The following is a 26,743-nucleotide window of genomic DNA, read 5'->3' as shown; positions in this document are numbered from 1 at the left end:
CTCATGTCACGCGAGACCTCGACCCGCGCGGCGATGACATCCGGGGTCTCGGTGGACAGGACGCGCCACTATGGTGGACCGATGGCGTCGGTCAAGCAGTTCCAAGTCACCTTCGACTGTGCGGAACCTGAGCGCGTCGCTCGTTTCTGGTGCGAGGTGTTGGGGTACGTGGTACCGCCGCCGCCGGAGGGGTTTGCTACGTGGGACGATTTTGATCGCTCGCTGCCGCCTGAGCGTCAGGGTTCAGCGTTCGCCTGCATTGATCCCTCAGGTGTGGGCCCGCGACTGTACTTCCAGCGCGTTCCCGAAGGCAAGGTCGTCAAGAATCGGGTGCATCTCGACGTGCGGGTCGGCGCCGGGCTCGTGGGTGAGGAGCGCCTCGCCAGGCTCGAGGACGAGTGCGCACGACTGGTCGCGCTCGGGGCGGTACGCGTGCGACTGCTGCCTGCCGATGGCGTCGACGAGTCGTGCATCGTGATGCGGGACATCGAGGGCAATGAGTTCGATCTCGACTGAGGAGCCGCGGGAGACACGTGAGGACCACTCACTTCCAGCGTGTTCAGTGGGCGGACGATGCGCACCACCTGACTCTCCTTGCTCGTGGTGGCGGCCGTAGACAGGCCCTTAGCTAATTTGCATAATTACTAAATGCTGGACGCGGACGTGCTCAAGGCCCTCGCGAACGAGAAGCGGCTGCTGACGTTGGAGTGGCTGCGCGACCCGGAGGCGCACTTCCCTCCGCAGCGCGATGGCGATCTGGTTCGCGACGGCGTGTGCTCGCTGCTCATCGCCGAGAAGCTCGGCGTGAGTCAACCGACGTGTGGTGAGCACCTGAAGGTGCTCGGCCGGGCGGGGTTGATCCGCGGCAAGAAGATCAAACAGTGGGTGTTCTACCAGCGCGACGAAGAGCGCATCGCCGAGGTGAAGGAGCTGCTGGGCAGTGATTGGTGAACGATCGCCCGCTGAGGTGGATCTCGTGACCCCGGAGGAGATCCGGCAGACGTTCCACGTGATCGAACCCCACATCCGGCGGACCCCCGTCCTCCAGGTCGACCCGCACGACCTCGCGCTCGCGGATGCGGGAGCGGCGCCGCGACGGCTGGTGCTCAAGCTGGAACACCTGCAGCGGGCCGGCTCGTTCAAGGTTCGCGGCGCCTTCGCGAATCTCCTGCTCCGCGATGTGCCCGAGGCCGGCGTCGTCGCGGCGTCTGGCGGCAACCACGGCGTGGCCGTCGCCTACGCTGCACACACGCTTGGCGTGCCCGCGCGGATCTACGTCCCGACCATCTCCGCACCCGCGAAGATCGAGAGAATCCGCTCGCTCGGGGCGCACCTCGTCGTGGGCGGTGACCGCTACGCCGACGCCTTGGCTGCCGCGCAGGAGTGGGTGGCCCACTCTGGCGCGTTGCCCATCCACGCGTTCGACCAGCGAGAGACCTTGCTGGGGCAGGGCAGCGTCGGGCTCGAGCTGGCTGACCAGGTCAGCGACGTGGACACCGTGCTGGTACCCGTCGGCGGCGGCGGACTGATCGGCGGAATCGCCGCCGCCGTCGCCGGTTCCATACGCGTGATCGGAGTCGAACCCAAGGACGCGCCCACCCTCACCGCCGCCCGAGTGCACGGCGCGCCGACTGACGCGCCGACCGGTAGCATCGCCGCCGACGCACTGGCCCCGCGTCGCATCGGAGACCTGGTCTTCCCGATCACCCAGTCATTCGTCAGCGACGTCGTACTCGTCGATGACGACGCCATCCGAGCCGCCCAGCGCGTTCTCTGGCAGGCCACCCGCCTCTTCGTGGAACCCGCCGCGGCCGTGGGAATCGCCGCGCTGATCACCGGGGCGTACTCACCCGGCCCAGGCGAACTCGTCGCCGTCATCATCAGCGGAGCCAATACGACACCCGCGGCCGCCGACCCCGCGGCGCCTCTTCCACAACCCTGATCAACCTCAGGACCGGCGGTCCGGTCCGAGCGCCGGCAGCCGGGCCGTCACGACCGCGCCGCCTAGCGGGCCGTCGTTGCGTGCGTCGATGGTGCCGCCGTGGGCGGTGACGATGGCGCGCACGATCGACAGACCCAGGCCGGCACCGGACGAGCCTCGGGTCCGGGCGTCGTCGCCGCGGACGAAGCGGTCGAATGCTGAGCGGAGGACGTTCGGCGCGAATCCGGGACCGTCGTCGGCGACCTCGACGATCACTGCGTCGTGCCGCCGCTCGATGCGCACGCGCACGGTGGCGGCGCCGGCTGCCGCGCTGTTGCCGGCCAGGTTGGACAGCACCTGCCGCAGCTGCCGCGGGTCCGCCTCGACGACGACCGGGTCGCCCTCGACGGCGATGCGGATGTCCAGGACGGACTCGAGGTTCCGGGTGTGATCGCGGGCGATCTCCAGCAGGTCGACCGGCTCGCTCGTGATGACGAGCGAGCCCGCGCGCTGGCGGGCCAGCAGCAGCAGGTCCTCGGCGAGCCGGGCCAGCCGCGCCGCTTCCCGGAGCGCGGCCTGGAGCGAGCGCCTGACCTCGGCGGGGTCGTCGGCCGCGGACATGGCGAGCTCCAGCTCACCCTGCAGGATCGCGATCGGTGTGCGCAGCTCGTGGCTGGCGTCGTCGACGAAGCCCTGCTCGCGAGCGAAGGCGACGCGCAGCCGGCCGAGCATGTCGTCCAAGGTCCGCGCGAGCCGGGCGATCTCGTCGTCGCCGGCCACTGCGGGGAGCCTTCGCTCGGCCTCCAGGGTGGAGATGGCGGCGGCCTCCCGGGTCAGGAGGTCGACGGGGCGCAGCGCGGCCCGGGCGACGAGCCAGCCGGCCGCGGCGAGTACGACGACCAGCAGGGGGGCGGCGATGAACAGCACCAGGAACAGCCGTTCGCGGGCGGTCTCGACGGCTTCGGCCGGGGCGCCGACGACGAGCACACGTTGGGGGTCGGCCTGCCGGACCAGCAGCCGCACCGGCGTGGCCGCGCCGTCGGGACCGACCGGCAGCGTGCGCGTGACCAGCTCGCCGTCGACGGAGTCCCGGACCTCGCCCGGGCCCAGGAGTCGTCCGTCGCGCAGCGACGGTGAGCCGGCGAGCAGCGTCCCGTCGGCGTCGTACAGCTGCGCCAGCGGGTCCAGCTGCACGTCGGCCTCCTGGCCGGAGCGGACGGCGGCGACGAGGTCGTCGGACCGGGCCTCGAGACCGGCGTCGAGCGTGGACCGCAGCTCCGAGTCGAGGGCGACGTAGAGCGCGACGACGCACGCCGCGACCACCGCCGCCGCGCCCAGCGTGCCGACGAGCGTCAGCCGGGCGCGTAGGGATCGGGGGAGCAGCCGCACCGCGTCACCTCCGAGAGCGACGCGATTGTCTCATGCGGCTCTCATGTTCGGCGGTTCACGCTGGCGACATGGTGCTCGTGGCACTGCTGCTCTCGGCGCTCACGCTGGTCGCCGCGCTCCTCGTCCTGGTGGCGACGGGGCGGGCGGAGCGAGCCGCGCGGGAACGGGACCGGCGCGCGGAGGAGCGGAGCCGGCGGCTGACTGCGGCGATGGCCGAGGTGCGGGCCGATCTGGACCGGCTCGGATCCGAGGTGGCGCGGCTGGCCGCACGCGTCCAGACCTACCGTGGCGGCGGTTCAGACGGCATCGACACAGGTCGCCGCGGTAAGCCGTAGGCTGATGGGCGTGCGGTTGCTCATCGTGGAGGATGACGCGGGCATGGCCGACATGCTCCTGCGCGCGCTGCGCCGCGAGGGTTACGCCGTCGACGTCGTCGGCACCGGTGAGGACGCCCTGTGGGGCGTTCAGGAGAACGAGTACGACGGCGTTGTTCTCGACGCCATGATCCCGGCGCCCGACGGGTTCGAGGTGTGCCGCCGCATGCGTGCGGCCGGGCGGTGGGCGCCCGTGCTCATGCTGACCGCCCGCGACGCCGTGCCGGACCGGGTCCGCGGCCTCGACGCCGGCGCCGACGACTACCTCACCAAGCCGTTCGCCCTCCCGGAGCTCGTCGCGCGGGTCCGCGCGATCACCCGACGTGGTCCGCTGGAACGCCCGGTCGTGCTCCAGGTCGGCGACCTCACCCTGGACCCGGTGACCCATGAGGTCCGCCGCGGCGCGGCCGACATCGCGCTGTCGCCGAAGGAGTTCGCCCTCCTGCAGGAGCTCATGCGCCGTCCTGGCGAGGTGCTCACCCGGACCCACCTGCTCGAGCACGTCTGGGACTTCGCCTACGACGGCGGCTCCAACGTCGTCGACGTGTATCTGCGCTATCTGCGCGAGAAGGTCGACCGGCCGTTCGGACGGAACACGCTGCGCACCGTTCGCGGCGCCGGCTACCGGCTGGACCCGGACGCCTGACGGCGCCCGCCTCAGCTCAGTCCGGGCTTATCGACGTGGGTGTCCACGGGGTTTTGCGGCGATTCGGGAGCCACCACCAGGACTTCTCCCGCATGACGAGGCATGCAGGCCTGGTGGAGCGGGAGCACGCCTGGTGTCGTAGGCGATGGACGATGATCAACGCTGTCCACAGGCAGCAACGTCACACCGCACCACGCCGAACGACCCCTGGCACACCACGGACAACGCCACCTGACCTCGAGGTGTGCCCAGACTCGCCCCGTCGCCCTGATCGCTGCCCGTTCTCGGCCGCGGGCGTGCGGGTCAAGCGGTCATCGCCGCGCGAAGCGCCCAACAAGTCCGCTTGAGGCGCGCGATCGCGGCAAGACACTGGGGCGGCAGGGGGACGGCGAACGTCACCAACTCAGCCCATGGCCGGCCGAGCGCACGGCCGGCGCCGACCGACCCCCGGCCGCTCACGCCCCACGGATCGAGCAGAAGAGCCTCATTCCGCTGCTCTCATCCACCTCTCATCGACGCTGCCGCACGGTGGTGTCCGAGGCGCTCGCCCTGGCGCCGCCGCACGTGGAGGAGGGGACAGACCATGCCCGAGTTGGACACCGTGCCGTTCCGGCGGCCGCCGGACGAACCGGCGAGGCCGGCCGGTTCCCAGGAGGGGGAGAGGCCCCCGTCGACGCCGCCGAAGCCCAAGTGGCGGATCTGGCCGTTCGTCGTCTCGCTGCTCGTCTTCGCCGTGCTCTTCTTCGGGCCCGGGCTCGTCGCGGCGGCGCGAACGGAGGAGCTGTCGTACAGCGCGTTCCTGTCCGACGTCTCGGCCGGCAAGGTGAGCTCGGTCGCGGTCGGGAGCGAGGGCGAGCTGACCGGCACGCTCTCCGACGGCACGCAGTTCACCGCTCAGGCACCGACCTGGGCGCTGACCACGCAGGACCTGTCATCGCGGCTGGAGAAGGCCGACGTCAAGGTGACCGCGTATCAGCAGACCGACACGCTGCGGCAGCTGGTCGCCTCCCTGCTGCCGGCAGCGCTGCTGGTCGGCGGCTTCGTCTGGCTCAGCCGGCGGGCGCAGCAGAGCCTGGCCGGCGGCGGCGGGCTGGGTGGCCTCGGCGGCCTGTTCCGGACCAGGGCCAGGGTGACCGACGCGGAGCGTCCGACGACGAGGTTCGTCGACGTCGCCGGCTACGAGGGCGTCAAGGAGGAGGTGCGCGAGGTGGTGGACTTCCTGCAGAACCCGGACCGGTACCGGCGCGCCGGCGCCCGCGGACCGCGCGGCGTGCTGCTGGTCGGGCCGCCCGGCACCGGGAAGACACTGCTCGCCCGGGCAGTCGCCGGCGAGTCGAAGGTCCCGTTCTACGCGGTCACCGGGAGCAGCTTCGTCGAGATGTTCGTGGGCCTGGGCGCCTCGCGGGTGCGGGAGCTGTTCGCCGAGGCACGGCGCAACGGACCGGCGATCGTCTTCATCGACGAGATCGACGCCCTCGGCGCCCGCCGCGGCACCGGCGCCATCGCCGGCCACGACGAGCGCGAACAGACGCTCAACCAGCTGCTGGCCGAGATGGACGGGTTCACCGAGGACAGCTCGGTCGTGGTCCTGGCCAACACCAACCGCCCGGAGGTCCTGGATCCGGCGCTGCTGCGGCCCGGGCGGTTCGACCGGCAGATCCAGGTGCCGCTGCCCGCGCTCGCGGACCGGGAGCGCATCCTCGCCGTTCACGTCCTGGGCAAGAGGCTCGACGCCACGGTCGATCTGCACGCCATCGCGCGCGGCACGCCGGGATTCAGCGGCGCGGATCTCGCCAACCTCGTCAACGAGGCCGCACTGCGGGCCGCCCGTGACCACCGGGACGAGTTGCGCCCCGTCGACTTCGACGATGCCAAGGACCGCCTGATCCTCGGACGCCGCGACGGGACCGCCCTGCTTCCGGAGGAGCGGCAGCGCGTCGCCGTCCACGAGGCCGGACACGCGCTGGTCGCCGGGCTGTCGGAGACCGCCGACCCGGTGGCGAAGGTGACGATCCTGCCCGCCGGGATGGCGCTCGGCGCGACCCACCAGCTGCCCTTGGACGAACGCCGTCTGTACACCGAGCAGTACCTGCACGAGTCGCTCGCCGTCCGTCTCGCCGGCCGCGCCGCCGAGCTGATCGTCTTCGGGCAGCCGTCGACCGGCGCAGTCGACGATCTCGCCAGTGCCACCCAACTCGCGCTGCGGATGGTCCGGGAGTACGGCCTGTCCCGCGGTATGGGACCGGTGGCCTACCCGGCGCACGACGACACCTACCCCGGCCAGGCCGATCGTCCCTATGGAGAGGAGACGCAACGGCTGGTCGACGGCGAGGTCGCCCGGCTGCTCCGCGAGGCCGAGGAGCAGGCGGACCGGCTCCTGCGTGGCCATCGCGCGGCGCTGGATCGGCTCAGCCGGCGACTGCTGGACACCGAGACGGTCGACGGCTCGGTGGTCTACGAGATCATCCGCGCCGCCTGACCGCGCGGCTGCTTCACCGCACCCCGTCCACTCACACCCATCACCCTTGGAGGATCCGATGAGCACCCTGACCGAACGGCTACCCGTCACCCACGCACCAGCGCTCCGCCTTCGGTGGCTGGCAGTGCTGCTGACCGGCCTCGCCCTGTTCGGCGTCGTGTTCGCCGTCGTGACCGAGACCGGTGATCCCGTGTTCCTTCCCTGTCTCCTGCTGGTCGGCGCCGCGGTCGTCCCGGCCACGTTCACCACGCTGGTGAGTGAGATGGAGACCACGCACCGGCTGTCGACCGTGCGCATCCTCACCGGCGCGATCCTGGGCGGGGTAGTGGGCGGTGTCCTGGCCGGGCAGCTGGAGTTCGAGACCGTCCGGACGTTCGGATCGCTGCCCTACGCGATGATCGGCCTCATCGAGGAGTCGGCGAAGCTCGCGATCCCGGTGCTGCTGCTGGCGTGGCTGCGTCCGCGCGCCCGCGCGGTCGACGGGCTCGTGCTCGGTGTCGCCGTCGGCAGCGGCTTCGCCGCCCTGGAGACGATGGGCTACGGGTTCGTGGCCCTGATCAGCACGGGCGGGCAGCTCGATCCGGTCGGCCATGTCCTGATGCTCCGGGCGTTGAGCAGCCTCGGCGGCCACGCCGCCTGGACCGGCCTTGCCTGTGCCGCCTTCTTCGGCATCCGCGGCGCCCGTAGCCGTGCCCTCGGCTGGCTCCGGTTCGGCGCGGTGTTCGCCGGTGTCATAGGTCTGCACGCCTGGTGGGACCAGCGCGCCGCCCTCGGAAGCGGGTACGCCGGGATCGCCGTGGCCAGCTTCGTCCTGCTCACCGCCGTGGCGGTGGCCCTGCGTGAGCGACCCGCTCGCTGAGGTGCGTGCGCACTCGTGCTGGAGCCGGTCGATGCCGCCGCGGCGCCAAGGCTCGTGCGCGGAGCAGCCGCAAGCCGTTGCGCGCGACGATGACCGTGGAGCCCTCGTACCCGGCAACGGCCGACGGCAGCGGCAGCGTGTGGACGAGGTCCCAGGCCTCGGATGCAGCAGTGCGAGTTGGCAAGGGTGGGACGACCGGTCGACGGAAGCAGCAGGAGAGCCAGGAACGACGCTTGACAACCCATGGGCGTTCTGATTGCCTAGGCGAGGCAGCTGGTTACACGAGTAAATTCTGAGCTCGGCTATACCGTCTGCACTGGCGATTATTACTGGTCGAAGCGGTTTACGGTTGCTGATTACTCGTGTAGATGTCGGGCATCTGGCGGTTGTCGCGAGGAGGCGAGATCGATGCGTACGGTGGCACTTGTCATCGCCGGCACGGGCATCCTGGCGGGAGTCGCGCCTCCAGCGGATCACCAGGCCGCTGCCGAGCCGTGGACTCCGGCTCCGAGCTGTTCGAGCGGGCTCAGTCAGATGGACTCGGCGAGCGACGAGTTCGACCAGCCGCTCGGCAGCCGCTGGCGCGTGTACGACGTCGAGGAGGGCGACCGCTCGGGGGAGCTCGCGTACCTGCCGGAGATGGTCGAGGTCTCCAACGGAGTCCTGCGGCTGTACATCCGAAACGACACTCCGGATGACGGCGTCGACGGGTATCCGGCCGGCGCCGTCGAGTCCACGTTCGACGTGCCCGGGGCCGGCGCGCAGCGGGCGAGCTGCGTGGAGGTCAGGACGAAGGGATTCGCCGCCAACGTCGCGAGCCACACCGCGTGGGACCAGAACGTCTTCAGCGCCGTCTGGCTAGCGACCCGGCCACCGAGCTACGACACCAATCCCAATCCCGAGCTCGACATCCAGGAGTTCTTCTGGGTCGACGAGATGCACATGGCCCTGCACACCTGGGAGTCTCCGCCGCCACCGGCGCCGCCGACTCCGACCGAGCACACGGCGGTGGACAACTGCCGGACGGGACGTGCCGACCAGACCACGGATCCGGTGGGCGTGATCGACGACTGCCACACCGACCCGCTCGGCCTCGGCGACCTGACCGCGGCACAGCACACCTACGGCCTGCGGCGAGAGATCGCGACGATCGACGGCCAGCCGGCCGGCCTGCTCACGTTCTACGTCGACGGCGTGACCACGTGGACCAAGGAGGTGTCCGCCGACTCGCCGTTCGTCACCGAGGGCCGGCACCTCGTCCTCAGCACCCAGGGCAACCCGCCCGGCGACCCCGGCCCGCCGTTCCCCAAGGTCGCTCTGCACGCCTGGGTGCGCACCTACCACTGACGGAGGCGATCATGATCGGACGCGCAGGACTCCGCCGAGCTGTCCTCTCGGTGGTCGTGGCGAGCGGCGCGGTGGCGGCGAACACCGCACTCGGTGTCTCGGATCCGGAGCCGGGCCAGGACACCCCGCAGCCGGCCGCCGCCCCTCAGGTGCCGACCCTGTGCAATACCGGGCTCAAGCCCGTGAGCAGGGCCAGCGACGAGTTCGACCGGCGGCTCGGCCCCAAGTGGCGCGCCTACGACTACTACGACACGTCGCTGACGACGGGAACGCCGGGCCGGCGGTCCGGCGAGCTGTTCTACCGGACCGACATGGTGACGGTGGACGACGGAACGCTGAGCCTGTGGATCGTCGACGAGCCCGAGGACGTTGACGGCGACGGCAGCCTGGACTACCCGGCCGGAGGTGTCGAGTCGACGTTCGACGTGCCCGGAGCGACACCAGGCCGGGCGAGCTGCGTCGAGGTCCGCACCAAGGGGTTCGCCGCGAACGTCGCGAGCCACACCGCGTGGGACCAGAACGTCTTCAGCGCCGTCTGGATGGCGACCCGCCCACCGAGCTACGACACCAACCCCAACCCCGAGCTCGACATCCAGGAGTTCTTCTGGGCCGACGAGATGCACATGGCCCTGCACACCTGGGAGTCTCCGCCGCCACCGGAGCCGCCGATCCCCACCGAGCACACGGCGGTGGACAACTGCCGGACGGGGCGCGAGGACAAGACCACGGATCCTGAGGGAGCGATCGACGAGTGCCGCACCGATCCGCTGGGCGCCGGCGTCCTGACCGAGGCCATGCACACCTACGGCGTGCGGCGCGAGATCGTCGAGATCGACGGACATCCGGTGGGCCTGCTCACGTTCTACTTCGACGGCCGCCCCACGTGGACCAAGGAACTTCCCGCCGACTCGCCGTTCATCACCGAGGGCCGGCACCTCGTGCTCAGCACCCAGGGCAACCCGCCCGGCGGGCCCGGCCTCGGCTTCCCCAAGGTCGCCGAGCACGACTGGGTTCGGACGTACCACTGATGGGGCGGCGGATGACACGAGTCCCGAGAACCGGCCGACTGTCGCTCGGCTTCGCAGCGCTGGCGTTACTGGCCACGGCGCTGCCGGGGGTGGCCGTCGCTCAGCCGACGACGGTGGCCCTCGGCCAGACCAGCCCGGGCAATATCTTCGCCACCGGTGCCACGCCCAGCTTCGAGGTGTCGACGCCGGCGTCCTCCGTCTCGTGGACCGTCCACGACTACTGGGGCGACGAGACCGCGGTGGGAACGACGCCGGTGACCGACGGCCGGGCGCTGCTGCAGGTACCCGTCGATGCCGTCGGGTACTACGAGCTGCACGTCACTGCGGCAGACGGCGGCGGTGCGGCCGAGACATCCTTCGCGGTGCTGCCGGAGGCGGATCGATCGGCGACCGACGACCTCCGGTTCGGGGCGCAGACGCACTTCGCGCACGGATGGGATCCCGAGATCCTCGTGCCGCTGCTCACGAACATCGGCGTCCAGACCGTCCGCGACGCGCAACAGTGGCAGCTCATCGAGACCGCGCCGGGAACCTACGACTTCACCGTCGAGAACGGCCGGTTCGAGACGTTCATGGAGGAATTGGGCGAAGCGTCCGTCGAGCCGCTTCTCAACTTCGGCCTGTACAGCCCGCACCACGACGGCGGCGCCACGCCGTACACCGACGAGGGGCGGCAGGCCTTCGCCCGGTTCGTGCAGGAGGTGCTGGCGCACTACGGCGACCAGATCCGCAGCATCGGCGTGTACAACGAGCCGAACACCCCCAAGTTCGGTGATCGGGGCGACGGTCTCGCCGACGCCCGTCCGGACTACCACGCGGCGCTCGCCCAGGTGGTGTCCGACGCCGTGCAGGAGGTGCGCCCCGACGTCGAGGTCGTCGCGCCCGAGCTGCTGGCGAAGACGCAGGACTTCGCCGAAGGCCTGCCGTGGCTGGCGGAGTACCTTCGCGCCGGTGGAGCGGAGGCGCTCGACGTCGTCTCCGTGCACCCGTACCGGGCGTGCTGCACGCCGGAGACGCTGCCCGCCGACATCGCCGACCTCCGCCGGGTGATGGACGAGAACGGCGCCGCCGACGCGCCGATCTGGTTCAGCGAGCTGGGCTGGCCGACGAACGACAGATCCGAGCACACGACGGAACGGGCGCAGGCCCAGTACCTGCCGCGGTCCTACGTCCTGGCGTTCTCCGAGGGCGTGGCGCGGTACTACTGGTACAACTTCATGGATCACAACAGCGGCCCGTTCGGCCTGCTCCGGCGTCCCGGTGACCCGCAGGGCGACTACACACCGAAGCCGTCGTACGTCGCCTACGCGGTCATGACCGCGCAGCTCTCCGGACTGCCGTACGACGGTGCGGATCGGGTGCCCGGCGGTGTGCACAGCCATCGCTTCAGCGACGGGGTCACCGCGGTGCGGGCGATGTGGGCGCCGGAGGCCGGCACCGAGGTCAGGCTGATGACCCCCAGGCCGCTGCAGGTGACCGACACGATGGGCGTGACCCGCACGATCACCCCGTACCGGGGTGCGGTGTCGCTGACCCTGTCCGGCGACCCGCTGTACGTCCGCGGCAACGTCAAGGCCGTTCTGCACCCACGGGGAGCCAGGTGACCGACACACCGAACATCCTGCTGATCACGACGGACCAGCACCATCACGAGGCCCTCGGCCATCGCACCACCGTGCTCCAGACGCCGCATCTCGACCGCCTGGCGGGCGAGGGCGCACGGTTCGATCGTGCCTACTGTCCCAACCCGTTGTGTTCGCCGTCGCGGTCCTCGCTGATCACGGGCCGGTACCCGTCCGCCCACGGCTGCTGGACGCTCGGCACCCGGCTCGACGACGGGTCACGCACCATCGGTGAGCTGCTCGGCGCGGCCGGGTATGCGACGTCGTTGATCGGCAAGGCCCACTTCGAGCCGCTCGCCGCAACACCCGAGCAGCCGTCGCTGGAACGTGCCGACCTGTTGCGCGACCTGGAGTTCTGGGCCGGCTTCCACGGCCCGTACTTCGGCTTCCAGCACATCGAGCTCGCCCGCAACCACGCCGACGAGCGATGGGCCGGCCAGCACTACGCGTTGTGGATGGAGCGGCAGGGCCTGGCCGACTGGCGCCGCTACTTCCAGGGCGGCCCCGGCGACCGGCCGCACGAGCATGCGTGGGACCTGCCCGAGGCCTTCCACTACACGCATTTCGTGGCCGAGCGTACGGTCGCGGCCATGGACCACGCCATGGCGGCCGGCCGGCCGTTCTTCACGTGGGCGAGCTTCCAGGATCCCCACCCGCCGTACCTCGTCCCGGAGCCGTGGGCGTCGATGTACGACCCGGCGGACGTCGAACCCGGCGAGCCGGCAGACGGCGAGCTCGAGGCGATGCCCGAGTGGTTCCGGCTCACCCAGCTGGCCGATCCGGACTTCTCGGCGTGGCAGGAGACCGAGCACGCGAACCACGGCTTCGTCAGCCATCTCGTGGCACCCGACCGGCTGCGACGCGACCTGGCGGTCTACTACGGCATGATCAGCCTGGTGGACGCCGGGATCGGCCGGCTGCTGGCCTACCTCGATGAACGAGGGCTGGCCGGGGAGACGTTGGTCGTCTTCACCACCGACCACGGCCACTTCCTCGGCCAGCACGGCCTCACCGCAAAGGGACCCTTCCATTACGAGGACCTCATCCGGATCCCGATGCTGGCGCGCTTCCCCGGCCGGATACCCACCGGTCGCCGGGTGAGCGCGCTGCAGAGCCTGGTCGATCTCGCGCCCACGTTCCTGCACGCGGCGGACCTACCCGTTCCCGGCGACATGCAGGGCGTGAACCAGCTCGGCGTCTGGTCCGGCACCGAGCGGCGGGTTCGCGACCACGTGCTGGTCGAGAACCGTCACCAGCCCACGGCTGTGCACATTCGCACGTACGTCGACGAGCGGTACAAGATGACGCTGTACCGCGACCAGCCGGTCGGCGAACTGTTCGACCTCCAGGCCGATCCGGGTGAGCGGAGCAACCTGTTCGACGACCCAGCGCACGCCGACCTGCGGGCGGAGGTCATGCACCGCTTCCTCAACGCCGAGATCCGCCGTGAGGCGAGCACCTTCGAACGGATCGCCGTTGCCTGAGGAGGGTCGAGCGCCAGTGAAGCGGCCGAACATCGTCTTCGTCATGTCCGACGACCACGCGGCCCACGCGATCAGCGCATACGGCGGCGCCCTGAACCGGACGCCCCAGCTGGACCGAGTCGCCGAGGAGGGCATGCGGTTCGACAACAGCTTCTGCACCAACGCCATCTGTGCACCCAGCCGGGCGGTCATCCTCACCGGCACCCACAACCACGTGAACGGCGTGATGGCGATGGCGAGCCCGTTCGATGCGGGACAGCCGACGTTCCCGGCGCTGCTGCACGATGCCGGATATCAGACGGCGTTGTTCGGCAAGTGGCATCTCGGCGCGGGTTCCGGCCGCGATCCGCAGGGATTCGACGAGTGGCGGGTGCTCTATGGCCAGGGTGAGTACGACAATCCGGTGCTCCGGACGCCGCGCGGCGACGAGCACCACGCCGGCTACGTCACCGACATCCTGACGGACCTGAGCGTGGACTGGCTGCGGTCGATCGACCGCGACCGCCCGTTCTGCCTGCTGCTGCACCACAAGGCACCGCATCGCACCTGGATCCCGGCCGAACGGCATCGCGACCTCTACCAGGGCGAGGAGTTCCCGGAGCCGGCGACGTTCCGGGACGACTACGCCACCCGCTGCGGTGCGGCCGCGGCGGCGCGGATGCGGATCGGCGAGCACCTCAACCCTCGAGACCTCAAGCAGGACGTCCCGGCCGGGCTCGACGACGCGGCGCGCACGTCGTGGCAGTACCAGCGGTTCATCACCGACTACCTGCGCTGCGTCGCCGCGGTCGACGAGAGCGTGGGGCGCGTCCTCGACTGCCTCGACGACACCGGCCTGGCCGACGACACCGTCGTCGTCTACACCTCCGACCAGGGCTTCTTCCTCGGCGATCACGGCTGGTTCGACAAGCGGTTCATCTACGAGCACTCGCTGCGCATGCCGCTGCTCATGCGGTATCCGCGGGAGATCTCACCGGGGACGGTGTGCCGCGACCTCGTCTCCAACGTCGACTTCGCGCAGACGTTCCTCGACTGGGCGGGCGTCGAGGCGCCCTCACGCATGCAGGGTGTGAGTCTGCGCCCGCTGGTGTCGGGACGAGACGCCACACCGCCGCGCGCCGCGATCTACTACCGCTACTGGCAGCACGACGATCCGGCGCACGGCATCTGGGCCCATTACGGCATCCGCACCGAGCGCTACAAGCTCGTGTACTTCTACAACGACGGCATGGCGCTGCCGGGCACCGGCACCAGCGCGGCGGCGCAATGCTGGGAGCTCTTCGACCTGGCCAACGACCCGGACGAGCTGGTCAATGTCTGGCACGACCCGGCCTACCGGCAGATCCGCACGGAGCTGACCGACGAGCTCGCCCGCCAGCAGGCCGCGGTCGGTGACGCGCCGCACCGGAGTCAGGCGTGAGCCTCGACCCGCGGACGGAAGCGGCGTACCGGGTGGTCGAGGACTACCTCGGCGCCGAACGCGGGCGGGTGGCACGCCCGCCGGAGGGCGCGCTGCGCCGGTCGTACGTGGATCCCGCGTCGGTCTACCGCGGGCAGCTGTGGGACTGGGACGCGTACTTCACGCTGCTCGCCCTGACGCCGCATCTGGACGACACCACTGTGGTCCGTGGCTGCGTGCTGAACTTCCTCGACCACCAGCGCGCTGACGGCTCGATCCCGTACGTGATCGGCGTGGACGGCGCGGACGCCCATGGCCCGAGGGGGCCGGACGCGCCGATGAACCCGGCCAAGCCGGTGCTCGCCCAGCTGGCGCTGCTGTCATCGGATCCGGCGGCATGGGCGGGGGAGGCCTTGCCCGGTCTGCGCCGGCATGTCGCGCACTGGGAGGAGACCCAGCGGCACGCCTCCGGCCTGTTCCGCTGGCGCAGCCACCGGGGCAGCGGCGCTGACAATCATCCCGCCGTCTACGGCCGCCCGCTGGACGCGACCGCCGGCGTGGATCTCAACTGCCTGATGGTCGCCGAGTACGGCGCGCTCGCGCACCTGCACGCCCTGGCGGGCGACCCCGTGCGTGCGCCTCACTATGGCGAGCGGCAGGAGCAACTGGCCGAGCGGGTGCGGCGCCTCCTGTGGGACCCCGTCATGACGGACTTCTGCCATGCCGACACCTTGACCAGCACGCCGCCCGGGACGACGCAACGCGCCGAGTGGCTCGTCCCGCTGCGTTATCGCTCCTGGGTCGGCTTCTACGCGCTGTGGGCGGGAGTCGCCGCACCGGATCAGGCGGCGGCGTTGGTCGAGGGCTGCGAGCTCTTCTGCGACTTCGGTATCCGTACGCTGTCGCGCCGCGAGCCGCTCTACAACGTCACCGCCACGGCCAACCCGTCGAATTGGCAAGGACCGGTGTGGGTGGTCGCCAACTACATCGCGTTCGCCGGCCTGCTGAGGTACGGCTACACCTCACACGCGCGGCGCATCGTCGAGGGGACGCTGGCGATGCTCGCCGGCGACTTGGAGCGGACCGGGACGCTGCACGAGTACTACGACCCGGACAGCGGCCGCGGCATCCACGGCCCGGGCTTTCTCAACTGGAACTTCCTGGCGACGACCATGTACGAGACGTACTGCGACGACGCGTCCGGCTGACGGCGGGCGCGAACGAGGTCACGACAGCGGATCCTTGTCGACACAGCCGCACGAACCGCGGGCCTGCAGCGTGGTCGGGTACGTGCGATGCGTGGGCGCGCGGCCGCCGTCTCTGAGGGCGAGCAACTCAGCGACGGCGTCCTCGGCCATCTGTTCGACCGGCTGCCGCATCGTGCTCAGACCCGGCCACGTGAACTCCGCCTCGGTGGAGCCGTCGAAGGAGACGATGGCGATGTCGTCGGGTATTCGCAGGCCGGCCTCGTGGACGGCGCGGAGCGCACCCACGCCTTGCGCGTCGCAACTCGTGAACAGGGCGGTGAGACCGTCGCCCGACGCGAGCAGCCGCTTCGCCGCCTTGTACCCGCCGAATCGCTTCGGCGTGGCGGGCACCAGCGGACCTTCGGGCAGCCCGCTCTCCGCCAGCGCACGGCTCCAGCCGGCCTCCCGGCCGTCGGAGAGGTCGGTGGGCGGGCCGCTGATCATGCCGATCCGCTCATGGCCGTGGTCGATGAGGTGGCGCACCGCGTCGTACGCACCCGCCTCGAGATCGGCGCCGACCGAGGGCACCGATTCGATCGAGCCGCCGTTGTCGAGCAGCAGGACGGGTACGCCGGCACGGGCCACCTCAGAGATGTCCGGCTGAGCCTCGACGCTGGCGAGCATGATGCCGTCGACGCGGCGGTTGACGAGGTTGCGCAGGTGTTCGCGCTCCCTCGCGGCAGATTCGCGCGAGTTGGTGTTGATCACCGCGAAGCCGAGGGCGTTCGCTGCGTCCTCGATGGCGTTGGCGAGCTCGACGAACAGTGCGTTGCCGCCCGTGGAGAGCACCAGCCCGAAGATCTCCTGGGACTGCAGCTTCAGCGCACGCGCTGCGGCGTTGGGGCGGTAGCCCAGCACTCTGATCGCCTCGAGAACCCGGGCCTCGGTCTCGGGCCGCACCCGCTTCGGGCCCTTGTTGAGGACGTAGCTCACGACTGCCGGGCTCACGTTCGCGTACCGGGCCACGTCCTCGCGGACCACCACCTTGCGCGTCGACATGCTGCCAGCATATCCGTCGGCCAGGTCGTTGATACGAGTAACCGGCTTTGAGGTGCAGAATTGACAGACCAGCTACCACGAGTAGAGTGGCGCCTGCCTCCAGTCGAGAGAGGGATCGCGATGAAGTCTGCAATGGTGCGGCTCACTGCCCTGGTCACCGTGGGAGTCCTGGCCAGCTCATGCGGCATCATGTCGCCCGGCGACGGTGACACGACCGGCAGCGGCGACGACGGCGGTGGTTCCACCACGATGCGCGTCGCCTGCTTCGGCAACGACCAGCGCATCCAGCGGGTCGAGGCCGCCGTCACGGCGTTCGAGCAGGCGAACGACGGTGTCGACGTCCAGCTGGAGTGCACCGGGTTCGCCGGCTACTTCGACAAGCTGGCCACCCAGTTCGCCGCCGGCGACGCGCCGGACGTGATCATGCTCAACAGCCAGTTCCTCGGCGAGTACGCCGAACGCGGCGCCCTGGCCGAGCTCGGCGACTCCGTGGACACCTCGAGGTTCAGCGAGGTCGCCGCGGCCGAGGGCACCACCGCCGACGGCCGGTACGGGGTCGCCGCCGGCCTGAACACCATGACGATCCTGGCGAACACGGCTCTGTTCGAGGCCGCGGGCGTGGAGCTGCCCGACGACACCACCTGGACCTGGGACGAGTACGCCACGCTGGCCGCCACGATCACGGAGAAGAGCGGTGGCGAGCAGTACGGGTCCGACGCGCCGAACTTCGGTCCCGCGCTCGAGCACTGGCTGCGGCAGCAGGGGAAGGAGATGTTCACCGACGACGGCGAGCTGGGCTTCGCCCCGTCCGACGTCGCCGACTTCCTGACCTACCTCCAGGGGATGGGCCAGAGCGGCGGCCTGCCGCCGGCGTCGTTGATCACCGAGCAGCACGAGGCGCTCGAACAAAGTGGCGTGGCGACGAACAAGGACGCGATGGGCTGGTTCTGGAGCTCCGCGGTGGGTGCCATCACCAAGGCGTCGGGGGCGGACATCGTCATCCTCCGCCCGCCAAGCACGTCGGGGTCCTCGGCCGATGCCGGGCTGTTCTTCAAGCCGGACTCGCTGTGGTCGGTCAACGCCGACTCCGAGAACGCCGAGGAGGCCACCGCCTTCATCGACTTCATGGTGAACAGCACCGAGGCCGGCCAGGCCGTGCTCACGAGCCTCGGCGTGCCGGCCAACTCCGACGTCCGCGATGCCATCGCCGCAGAGGTGTCCGGCAGCGACAAGGCCGCGCTCGACTACGTCGCCGAGATCAGCGACGAGCTGGGCCCGCAGCGGCCCGCTAGCCCGTCCGGGGCGGGCACGCTCGACAACACGTTCTTCCGCCACGCCATGGAGGTCCTCTACGAGCGGGCGAGTCCGGACGCCGCGGCGGAGGGCTTCGTGGCCGAGATGACCACGGCACTGGAGAAGTAGGGCAGACGTGAGTGTCAGCACCGAGCTGCGGCGGCTACGGGCCGGCCGCGCCACCACCAGGCCCACGTCCGACCGCTCGGCCTACGGCTTCCTGTCGCCGTGGCTGATCGGCCTGGTCGTGATCACGGCCGGCCCGATCGTCGCGTCCCTGGTGCTCAGCTTCACCGACTACAACCTGCTGCAGGATCCCAGCTGGATCGGCCTGGACAACTTCCGCAGGATGTTGTCCGACGACCGGCTGCGCCAGTCGCTCTGGGTCACGTTCGTGTACGTCGTCCTCGGCGTGCCGCTTCAGCTCGGTCTGGCGCTCGCGATCGCCGTGCTGCTGAACCGCGGCATGCGCGGGCTGGCGCTGTACCGCTCCGTGCTCTACCTGCCGTCGCTGCTGGGCGGGTCTGTGGCGGTGGCGATCCTGTGGCGGCAGATCTTCGGCACCGAGGGCCTGATCAACCAGGTGCTGGGGTTCGTCGGTATCGAGGGGATCGGCTGGATCTCCGACCCGCGCACCGCCTTGTACAGCATCATCGCGCTGCACGTGTGGACCTTCGGGGCTCCGATGGTGATCTTCCTGGCCGGCCTGCGCCAGATCCCGGCGTCGTACTACGAGGCGGCGGTCGTGGACGGCGCCGGCCGGTGGCAGGTGTTCCGGCACATCACCCTGCCGCTGATCACGCCGATCATCTTCTTCAACTTGGTGCTGCAGATCATCTCCGCGTTCCAGGCGTTCACACAGGCGTTCATCGTCTCGGGCGGCACCGGCGGCCCGTCCGACTCCACGCTGTTCTTCACGCTCTATCTGTACGAGAAGGGCTTCGGCGAACTCGACATGGGCTACGCGGCGGCGCTGGCGTGGCTGCTCCTGCTGATCATCGGCGTCTTCACCGCCATCAACTTCTATGCGGCGAGGTTCTGGGTCTTCTATGACGACTGACACGGCACGTGCGGGTGACGTGCGGACCACGTCCGGTCCGCCGCCCGGAGAGCGGCGACGGCCCGCCGACCGGGGCCGGCGCCGGAAGAGCCTGGTCAAGCACCTCGTGCTGACCGCGGCCTGCCTACTGATGATCTACCCGCTGGCATGGATGGTGGTCAGCTCGCTCCGGCCGGAAGGAGAGGTGTTCCGGCAGACCGGGCTGCTGCTGACCGACCCCCGGCCGGAGAACTACGAGCGCGGCTGGAACGCGCTGCGCTATCCGTTCGGGCACTACCTGCTCAACTCGCTCGCTGTCGTCGTCTTCAGCATCGTCGGCAACCTCGTGTCCTGCTCCATGGCGGCGTACGCCTTCGCGCGACAGGAGTTCCGCGGCCGGAAGCTGCTCTTCGCGATCATGCTGGTCAGCATCATGCTGCCGCTGCACGTTGTGATCGTGCCGCAGTACATCCTGTTCTCCGAGCTGGGCTGGGTGAACACGCTCCTCCCGCTGGTGCTGCCGAAGTTCCTCGCCACCGACGCGTTCTTCGTGTTCCTCATGGTCCAGTTCATCCGCGGCATCCCGCGGGAGCTCGACGAGGCGGCCCGCATCGACGGAGCGGGTCACGTCGCGATCTTCACCCGGATCATCCTGCCGCTGCTCGTGCCGGCGCTGGCCACGACCGCGATCTTCACGTTCATCTGGACGTGGAACGACTTCTTCACGCCGTTGATCTACCTCACCTCACCCGACGCGTACACCGTGCCCGTCGCGCTGCGGTCGTTCGTCGACTCCCAGGGCGCGACCTCCTGGGGCGCCCTGTTCGCGATGTCGGTCCTCTCGCTCCTGCCCGTCTTCATCGCGTTCCTCATCGGCCAGCGCCTGCTGGTCCGCGGCATCGCGACCACCGGACTCAAGTGACAGACCATCCACCACCAGCGAGGACCACACCTGTGACACAGCGCCCCACGCCCAACATCGTTCTCGTCCACTGGCACGACACCGGCCGCTACCTCGGTGCCTACGGCCTGGAGCATGTGCGCACCCCTCACCTCGACGCGCTCGCCCAGGACGGCGTGGTGTTCGAGAACGCCTTCTCGACCGCTCCGCTGTGCTCGCCGGCCAGAGGGTCGTTGTTCACGGGGCGCTATCCGCACGACAACGGGCTGATGGGCCTGGCGCACCTCGGCTGGGAGTACCACGCCAACGAGCAGACGCTGCCCATGCTGCTGGCGCCGCACGGCTACCGGTCGGTGCTCGTCGGCCTGCAGCACGAGAGCGCCGACTCGTCCACCCTGGGCTACGACGAGGTGATCGACGTCAACGCCGATCGGCAGGCCGCGCCCGTCGTCGCCGAGCTGGCGGTGGACAAGCTCTGCACCCTCGCCCAGGGCGACGCGCCCTTCCTCATGGTCGTCGGCATGTTCGAGCCGCACCGGCCGTTTCCGGCGTACCGCTTCCCGACCTCCGCGGGGACGCCTGTCGACGTGCCGCCGTACCTCGCGGCCACCGACGGTGTCCTGGAGGACCTGCGCGCCTTCAACGCGGCCGTCACCTACGCGGACGCAGCGACCGGCCGCATCCTCACTCGGCTGCAGGAGCTGGGGCTCGACGACGACACCGTCGTCGTCTTCACGACCGACCACGGCATACCGTTCCCGCGCGCGAAGTCGACGCTGTTCGACTCCGGCATCGAGGTGGCGCTCATCGTGCGGTGGCCCGGGAACACACCGCCGCGGCCACGGTGCTCTGACCTGATCAGCCATGTCGACGTCGTGCCCACGCTGCTGGAGCTGGTCGGCGCGCCGGTGCCGGGTCAGGTGCAGGGCGTCAGCTTCGCGGCCCAGCTCGGTCACGGCGAGAGCGGAGCGAGACGAGAGGAGATCTTCGCGGAGAAGAACTGGCACGGCCTGCGCCAGTACGACCCGATCCGCTGCGTGCGCACGCGCCGCTACAAGTACATCGTCAGCTCCGAGGAACGGCCGGAGGTGCCGCTGCCGGTCGACATCGCCCTGTCGCCCTCAGCCGTCGGTGTCGACGACACCGCGCCACGTTCCCGGGTCGAGCTGTACGACTTGGAGGCGGATCCGCACGAGACGCACAACCTGGCCGGTGCCGAATCGCTCGCCGAGATCGAGAAGGATCTGGCCGAGCGGCTCTCGAGCTGGCAGCACGCGACGCAGGATCCGCTGCTCCATGGCGTGATCCCGGCCGCCCGCCGCACGGGAACGAACCGCGGCCCGCACCCGAACCGCACGGAGCTGATCGAGCCACAGTTCATTCAGCGCAGCTGACGGTCGAGCGAGCACTGGCCGGCCCACGCCGAACCGTCGCCCGAACTACTGGAGGCGACCTGACGACCGACCGTGACACATCGTGTGCGGCCTTGAACCAGACCGGTATTGATATCGCCGCGATCACCGCCGCGCGGCGGTGGCCATCGCGTGGAGGCGCCGGACGCGGTCCGCCGTCGGCGGGTGGGTGCGCAGCTGGCTCGCCATGCCGCCTCCGGCCAGCGGGTTGGCGATCATCAGGTGAGCGCCGTCGGCGTCGGCCTCGTACTCGCGGAGCGGGATGAAGATGGCCAGGTTGGCGGCGGCGGTGACGATGCCCTCCAGCGTGGCGGCCACGCTGGAGATGAGGATGTCGCGGTTGTACACGTGCGACAGCTCGTGGGCCAGCACCGCGCGCAGTTCGCGCGGGCTGAGCAGCCGCAAGATGCCGTCGGTGACGGCGACCGCGGCATGTTGGGGTCGCGGCCGGTGGCGAACGCGTTCGGCTGTGCGACCGGGCTGACGTAGAGGCGCGGCATCGGCCGGCCGCTGGCGCTGGCGCTGGCGAGCTCGTGCACCATGGCGTACAGCTCCGGCGCCTGCACCGGGGTCACCGAACGCGCGCCCATCGCCCGCAGCGCGAGCTTGTCCGACCGGAAGTAGGTGCCCGCGTTCATCGCCAGCGAACCGAGCAGCACGCGCTACCGTCGCTCTGTGCAGATCGGGTCCGTCGGCACCGCGCCGCCGATCGTCGGCCGGTCCGGCGAGCAGTCGCGGCTGCGACGCCTGCTGGCCGACGCCAAGGAGGGGCGCGGCCGGGCGATCGTCCTGCGCGGCGAGGCCGGGATCGGCAAGACCACGCTGGTCGACGACGCGGCAGGGATGGCGGGTGGGTTCCGGGTGCTGCGCGTCGCCGGAGTGGAGTCGGAGGCGGAGATCCCGTTCGCCGGTCTCCAGGTCCTGCTCGCGCCGTTCGCCGACCGGTTCGACGACCTGCCCGCGCCGCAAGCCCGGGCGCTCCGGGCCGCGTTCGGGACGGACACCGCCGCCACCGATCCGCTGATGGTGGGCGCCGCGACCCTGATGCTGCTGTCGGACCTGGCCGAGCGGGGGCCGCTGCTGTGCCTGCTCGACGACGCGCACTGGTTCGACCGCTCATCGGCGGCCGCGCTGCTGTTCTCGGTGCGCCGGCTGGGCTCCGATCCGGTCGCCACGATCTTCACCGTCCGCGACGGCGACCGCCCGTTCCCGGCCGAGGGCATCGAGAGCCTCACCCTGCCCAGGCTCGACGGCGACAGCGCAGCGCAGCTGCTGGCCGCGCAGCGGGCACTCCCGCACGGTGTCGCCGACCGGGTGCTGCAGGAGTCCGGTGGCAACCCGCTGGCCATCATCGAGCTGGCGGGCGGCCAGCCGGCGTCGGCGGGGTCGTTGCCGGAGCCGGTCGCGCCACTGCCGGCCACGGGCCGGCTCGAGGCGCACTTCCGTCGCCAGGTGCGCGCACTGCCCGACGCCACCCGGTGGGCGCTGCTGCTCGCCGCCGCGGACCACCGGTCCGAGCTCGCCCTGTTCGCCGCCGCGGCGGGTGCTCTCGGCGTCGGGGTCGCCGACCTGGCACCGGCAGAAATGCGCCAGCTCGTCCGCGTCACGTCCGGCCGGCTGGAGTTCCGGCACCCGCTGATCCGCGCCGCGGCCTACCAGGATGTCCCGCTCACACGCCGGCTTGCCGCCCACCGGGCCCTCGCTGACGTCGTCGCCGACGATGACCGTCGCGCCTGGCACCTCGCGGCGGCCGCGGCCGGGACCGACGACACCGCGGCGGCGGCACTGGACGACGCGGCGCGGCGGGCGCTGTCACGCGGCGCACCGGCGGCCGCGTCGCAGGCCTGGGAGCGCGCCGCGACGTTGAGCGGTGACCGCCCGGGCCGCGCCCGCCGGCTGCTCGAGGCCGCCCGGACGGCGTACGACGCGGGGGAGCTGGACCGGGCTGAGTCCCTAGCCGCGGCCGCCGGCGTCGCGGTGGCCGCCCTGACCGGTGCGGCCGGCGCGACGGCCGCGCCCAGCGGCAGCAGTGTCGCGGTCGAATGGGCCGGCCAGGCCGCCGAGGCCGCCTGGGTGCGCGCCCAGGTCGCCTACGAACGTGACTCGCCGACCCGCGCCTGCGAGCTGGCGCTGGAGGCCGCCGAACCGATCCTGACGACCGACCCTGCCCGTGCGACGGCGGTGCTGACCGAGGTGGCCTGGTGCGCCCGCGACGCCGCCGATCCCGCGCTGCTCGACCGGTGCGCAGAGCTCGTCGCCCGGGTAACGCCCGGGCCGGCAGGGGAGGTGCGCGACGCACTGATCGGCTTCACCCACCTGCTGGCGGGTGGCCCGCCGGCGACCACGACGGCGCAAGCGATGCGCGCATTGCTGCACGCGGCCCACGACGGACGAGTCGCCGGCACCCTGGAGCGGCTGATGGGCGGCTTCATGGGCCTTCTCGTCGGCGACGACGCCATTGCGCTGTCAGTACTGGCGGCGCAGGTGGCCCAGCTCCGCGACGACGGTGCCATCGGCTGGCTGCCGTACTCGAGCGAGCCGCTCGCGCTCGCGTATCTGGTGTCCGGGCGGTTCCGCGACGCCGAAGTGACCGTCGCCGACGCCAGCACTCTCGCCGCTGAGCTCGGCCAGCGAGTGCAGGTCACGGTCCTCACCTCGATGGAGGCGTGGCTCGCCGCGGTCCGCGGCGACATCGCCGCGTGCGAGCGGCTGGCCGCGCAGGTCCTCAGCGACGGCCACGGGCACCGGTTGGCCGCGGCGACCGCGACCTGGGCGCTCGCCGTCGCCGACCTGGCCCGGGCCGAGCCGGCGGCCGCACTGGACCGGCTCGAGCGGGCGGGGCACGGAACGTCTCGGCGCGACCTGCTCGTCCGGGCGCTCCCGGACCACATCGACGCCGCCGTGCGGGTCGGAGATCGCGCGCTCGCCCGCGATCTGCTGGCCGAGCTGCGCGGCTGGGCCGATCGGACGGGGAGCCCGGTCGCCTCGGCGCTGGACCTGCGCTGCGCCGCGATCCTGGACGACGGCCCGTCGGCGCGCGACCGCTTCGAGGAGTCGCTGCGTGTCGGAGGCTGCGGGCCCTACGACCGGGCCCGCACGCAGCTCGCGTTCGGCGAGTGGCTGCGCCGGCACCGCCGGCCGAGCGCCGCGCGAGCGCAGCTGACCGAGGCGCTGGAGACGTTCGACCGGGCCGCCGCGTACGCGTGGAAACCGCGGGCGGAGGCCGAGTTGGGCGCGCTGGGTGTGCGCCCGCCCGGCCGCACGCCGGCGCCGCGGGCCGCCGTCCAGCTCACCCCGCAGGAGCTGCAGGTGGTCCGGCTGGCGGCCCAGGGGCAGACCAACCGCGAGATCGCCGCGCAGCTGTTCCTCAGCCCGCGCACCGTCGGGCACCACCTGTACAAGGCGTACCCGAAGCTGGGCGTGTCGCGGCGCGCCGAACTCGGCCGGCTCGACCTATAGCGCCCGCGCCGCCCGCCGATGCACGCCAGTCGTTCGACAGATGCGGGCCGTCGTCCGGCACTCCTAGCGTCACATGTGGACGCCCTGCACACCGCGACGACCGGGCGCCGGAGGCTCCCGCGAGTCGTCGGTCGAGACCGCAGGGCGGATAGAGAGCGGACTGTGTCATGCAGGTCCGACACGCAGAGAGGGTGATTTGTCATGGGAAAGCTCATAGTCCACAACGCGATGTCCGTGAACGCCGCTTTCGAGTCGCCCACCCCTGACGCCTGGCTGGTCCTCGACAACGACAGCAGCGACGACGGGCTCGACCAGCTCGTCCTGGCCGACGCGCTGATGATGGGGCGGCCCGTGTACGAGGGCCTGTCGAAGGTCTGGCCGCAGCTCACCGACGACCCCGCGATGGGCCGGTCGGCCGGCCGCATCAACGCGATGCCGAAGTACGTCGCGTCGCGCAAGCTCACCGGCCCACTGGAGTGGAACGCGACGCTGATCGAGGGCGAGCTCGACCGGGCCGTGCCGGCGCTGAAGGAACGGCACTCCGGCAACCTCGTCGTCACCGGCTGCGGCGAGTTCGCCCACACACTCACCCGTCTCGGCCTGGTCGACGAGTTCTGGTTCTGGGTCCATCCGCACCTCTGGGCCGACGGTCCGCGCATCTTCGACGGCGTCGGCCCGGTCCCGCTGCGGCTCGTCTCGGCGACGCCCTACCGCTCCGGTGTCGTGTGGCTGCGCTACCGGCCCGAAGCCGGCTGAGGGAGCGCCCGGCTCACAGCCCAGCCCACGCGCCGCCGGCGCCGGGATGCGTGTCCGCTGCCCTCCGTTGGGTAAAACGTTGCAGGCGTCCTGGCACGGACGCTTGTCGGCGGCGGCGCGGGCGGTGGTCGACTTCGCCCGCAGTGCGGCGGCCGCGGTCGTGGCGGCGGTGCTCGTGGTGGCCTGGCTGGTCGTCGTGGCGGTCAACGGGTTCACGCAGGCCTGGTTGAACGTCCTGTTCGGTGTGACCGGAGCGGCGACCTTCGTGATGGTGTTCTTCATCCAGCACGTCAGCGCGCGGAAGCTCCGCGCGGTGATGCTCAAGCTCGACGAGCTGGTGCGCGCCACGGACGGCGCGGACGAGGCCGTCGTCGACGCCGAGCACGGCTCGCTCGACGAGCAGTAACGTCTCGAGGAGCGCCACCGCAGGACCCGGCCCGCGTAGAGGGGCGCGGCCGGTCAGCGGCCGGTCAGGCTGAGCTCGCCGATCGCGGTGAAGTCGCGGCCGCCGGGGTCGGACACCTCGTCGAGGCGGACCCGCACCGTTGTCGTCTCGACCGGCGCGTCGAGGGCGAACACCTGGGGCTCGACCGTCTCCTCCAGCGCGTAGGAGGCCTCGGTGCCGTCGTCGAAGATCCAGGTGACGGCGAGCACCCGGCGGTTCTCGCCGTAGCGGCGGTCGCCGCTGGCGTCGTCGACCTTCGCGTAGCCGTTGACGATGCCGACCTCGGTGATGGTCCGGGCCGCCGGCAGCGTGAGGACGACCTCCTTCCCGCTGGCGTCGCCCTCGACCCGCCAGGCCGTGCTCGGGTCGCCGTCGACGAGGTTGGCGGCGCCGTAGCCGACCGTGTTGCCGGCGCTGTCGACGCCGTCGGGCGCGGTGCCGGGCACCTCGACGTCCGCCTGGGCGGCGAGCTCGGCCGCTGGCGGCGACTCGCCGCTGCCGTCGTCCGCCGGATCCTTGGCGATCAGGATGACCACGATCATCAGGATGAGGATCGCGGCCGCGACTCCGGCGATGGTCAGGACCGACCGCGAGACCGTCGCCCGGCCGGGTTCCGGGGGCGGCGGCGGTACCGGTGCGGCGGG

At 71.0% G+C, this 26,743-nt stretch carries 23 protein-coding genes and 1 pseudogene; 20 read left to right on the top strand and 4 right to left on the bottom strand.

From position 1 onward, the window contains the following. Positions 1-81: 81 nt before the first annotated feature. From E1262_RS18795 to E1262_RS18785, 3 genes are all read left to right on the top strand, one after another. On the top strand, positions 82-516 hold the full coding sequence (locus E1262_RS18795) for a VOC family protein (RefSeq protein WP_132104670.1): 435 nt from the start codon (positions 82-84) through the stop codon (positions 514-516). Positions 517-648: 132 nt separating this feature from the next. After that, on the top strand, positions 649-951 hold the full coding sequence (locus E1262_RS18790) for an ArsR/SmtB family transcription factor (RefSeq protein ID WP_132104669.1): 303 nt from the start codon (positions 649-651) through the stop codon (positions 949-951). Between the two features lie 25 nt (positions 952-976). Beyond that, entirely contained in the window at positions 977-1,942 is a 966-nt protein-coding gene (locus tag E1262_RS18785) for a threonine/serine dehydratase (RefSeq protein ID WP_162605988.1), read from the top strand. Between the two features lie 6 nt (positions 1,943-1,948). On the opposite strand, the gene E1262_RS18780 is transcribed toward E1262_RS18785, so the two are convergent. Next, entirely contained in the window at positions 1,949-3,310 is a 1,362-nt protein-coding gene (locus E1262_RS18780; RefSeq protein WP_132104667.1) for a sensor histidine kinase, read from the bottom strand. A gap of 68 nt (positions 3,311-3,378) precedes the next feature. Here E1262_RS18780 and E1262_RS18775 point away from each other — a divergent pair, with 68 nt between their 5' ends. From E1262_RS18775 to E1262_RS18725, 10 genes are all read left to right on the top strand, one after another. Next, positions 3,379-3,645: a hypothetical protein gene (locus E1262_RS18775; protein ID WP_132104666.1), complete on the top strand. Its 267-nt coding sequence runs from the start codon at positions 3,379-3,381 to the stop codon at positions 3,643-3,645. Positions 3,646-3,655: 10 nt separating this feature from the next. Next, a complete protein-coding gene (locus tag E1262_RS18770; RefSeq protein WP_132104665.1) occupies positions 3,656-4,330 on the top strand; it encodes a response regulator transcription factor in 675 nt (224 codons plus the stop codon). A gap of 583 nt (positions 4,331-4,913) precedes the next feature. Next, entirely contained in the window at positions 4,914-6,809 is a 1,896-nt protein-coding gene (gene ftsH / locus E1262_RS18765; RefSeq protein WP_132104664.1) for an ATP-dependent zinc metalloprotease FtsH, read from the top strand. Between the two features lie 58 nt (positions 6,810-6,867). Continuing rightward, positions 6,868-7,668: a PrsW family glutamic-type intramembrane protease gene (locus E1262_RS18760; protein ID WP_132104663.1), complete on the top strand. Its 801-nt coding sequence runs from the start codon at positions 6,868-6,870 to the stop codon at positions 7,666-7,668. 534 nt (positions 7,669-8,202) lie between these two features. After that, complete coding sequence (locus E1262_RS18750) at positions 8,203-9,015, top strand: LamG domain-containing protein (protein WP_132104662.1); 813 nt, start codon at positions 8,203-8,205, stop codon at positions 9,013-9,015. Between the two features lie 11 nt (positions 9,016-9,026). Continuing rightward, positions 9,027-10,043 carry a LamG domain-containing protein gene (locus E1262_RS18745; RefSeq protein WP_132104661.1) on the top strand — a complete coding sequence of 339 codons (1,017 nt, stop codon included), beginning with the start codon at positions 9,027-9,029 and terminating at the stop codon, positions 10,041-10,043. An 11-nt stretch (positions 10,044-10,054) separates the two neighbouring features. Then, complete coding sequence (locus E1262_RS18740) at positions 10,055-11,647, top strand: glycosyl hydrolase (RefSeq protein ID WP_162605987.1); 1,593 nt, start codon at positions 10,055-10,057, stop codon at positions 11,645-11,647. Then, positions 11,644-13,149, top strand: coding sequence for a sulfatase family protein (locus E1262_RS18735; protein ID WP_132104659.1), 1,506 nt, complete (start codon positions 11,644-11,646; stop codon positions 13,147-13,149). Before E1262_RS18740 ends, E1262_RS18735 begins: the two co-directional genes overlap by 4 nt. Continuing rightward, the gene (locus E1262_RS18730; RefSeq protein WP_338033371.1) at positions 13,112-14,569 is read left to right on the top strand and encodes a sulfatase family protein; all 1,458 of its coding nucleotides are present in this window, start codon (positions 13,112-13,114) and stop codon (positions 14,567-14,569) included. Before E1262_RS18735 ends, E1262_RS18730 begins: the two co-directional genes overlap by 38 nt. Beyond that, entirely contained in the window at positions 14,566-15,756 is a 1,191-nt protein-coding gene (locus tag E1262_RS18725; RefSeq protein ID WP_132104657.1) for an MGH1-like glycoside hydrolase domain-containing protein, read from the top strand. Before E1262_RS18730 ends, E1262_RS18725 begins: the two co-directional genes overlap by 4 nt. A gap of 18 nt (positions 15,757-15,774) precedes the next feature. On the opposite strand, the gene E1262_RS18720 is transcribed toward E1262_RS18725, so the two are convergent. Next, entirely contained in the window at positions 15,775-16,794 is a 1,020-nt protein-coding gene (locus tag E1262_RS18720; protein ID WP_132104656.1) for a LacI family DNA-binding transcriptional regulator, read from the bottom strand. A gap of 120 nt (positions 16,795-16,914) precedes the next feature. Here E1262_RS18720 and E1262_RS18715 point away from each other — a divergent pair, with 120 nt between their 5' ends. The 4 genes from E1262_RS18715 to E1262_RS18700 are packed head-to-tail and all read left to right on the top strand — an operon-like array spanning position 16,915 to position 21,421. Further along, a complete protein-coding gene (locus tag E1262_RS18715; RefSeq protein WP_132104655.1) occupies positions 16,915-18,216 on the top strand; it encodes an ABC transporter substrate-binding protein in 1,302 nt (433 codons plus the stop codon). 25 nt (positions 18,217-18,241) lie between these two features. Then, positions 18,242-19,147, top strand: a complete 906-nt coding sequence (locus E1262_RS18710) for a carbohydrate ABC transporter permease (RefSeq protein WP_420810542.1) — start codon at positions 18,242-18,244, stop codon at positions 19,145-19,147. Next, positions 19,137-20,048 carry a carbohydrate ABC transporter permease gene (locus E1262_RS18705; protein ID WP_132104653.1) on the top strand — a complete coding sequence of 304 codons (912 nt, stop codon included), beginning with the start codon at positions 19,137-19,139 and terminating at the stop codon, positions 20,046-20,048. The genes E1262_RS18710 and E1262_RS18705 overlap by 11 nt, the downstream gene beginning before the upstream one ends. Before the next feature lie 32 nt (positions 20,049-20,080). Then, the gene (locus E1262_RS18700; protein ID WP_162605986.1) at positions 20,081-21,421 is read left to right on the top strand and encodes a sulfatase family protein; all 1,341 of its coding nucleotides are present in this window, start codon (positions 20,081-20,083) and stop codon (positions 21,419-21,421) included. Between the two features lie 123 nt (positions 21,422-21,544). Here E1262_RS18700 and E1262_RS32150 read toward each other — a convergent pair. Further along, positions 21,545-22,086 (bottom strand): annotated as a pseudogene (locus tag E1262_RS32150) (M48 family metalloprotease); the annotation flags it as partial. A 28-nt stretch (positions 22,087-22,114) separates the two neighbouring features. Between E1262_RS32150 and E1262_RS18690 the strand changes: the two are divergent. From E1262_RS18690 to E1262_RS18680, 3 genes are all read left to right on the top strand, one after another. Continuing rightward, positions 22,115-24,898: an ATP-binding protein gene (locus E1262_RS18690; RefSeq protein WP_162605985.1), complete on the top strand. Its 2,784-nt coding sequence runs from the start codon at positions 22,115-22,117 to the stop codon at positions 24,896-24,898. A 201-nt stretch (positions 24,899-25,099) separates the two neighbouring features. Further along, positions 25,100-25,654: a dihydrofolate reductase family protein gene (locus E1262_RS18685; protein WP_132104650.1), complete on the top strand. Its 555-nt coding sequence runs from the start codon at positions 25,100-25,102 to the stop codon at positions 25,652-25,654. 79 nt (positions 25,655-25,733) lie between these two features. Next, entirely contained in the window at positions 25,734-26,060 is a 327-nt protein-coding gene (locus E1262_RS18680) for a low affinity iron permease family protein (protein ID WP_162605984.1), read from the top strand. A 53-nt stretch (positions 26,061-26,113) separates the two neighbouring features. Here the strand turns inward: E1262_RS18680 and E1262_RS30425 are convergent. Next, a partial coding sequence (locus E1262_RS30425; RefSeq protein WP_162605983.1) for a discoidin domain-containing protein occupies positions 26,114-26,743 on the bottom strand: 630 nt, incomplete at its 5' end.

Origin of the sequence: Jiangella aurantiaca, from assembly GCF_004349105.1 — a bacterium.
Classification (GTDB): domain Bacteria; phylum Actinomycetota; class Actinomycetes; order Jiangellales; family Jiangellaceae; genus Jiangella; species Jiangella aurantiaca.
This window is presented reverse-complemented; position numbering and strand designations above follow the sequence as displayed.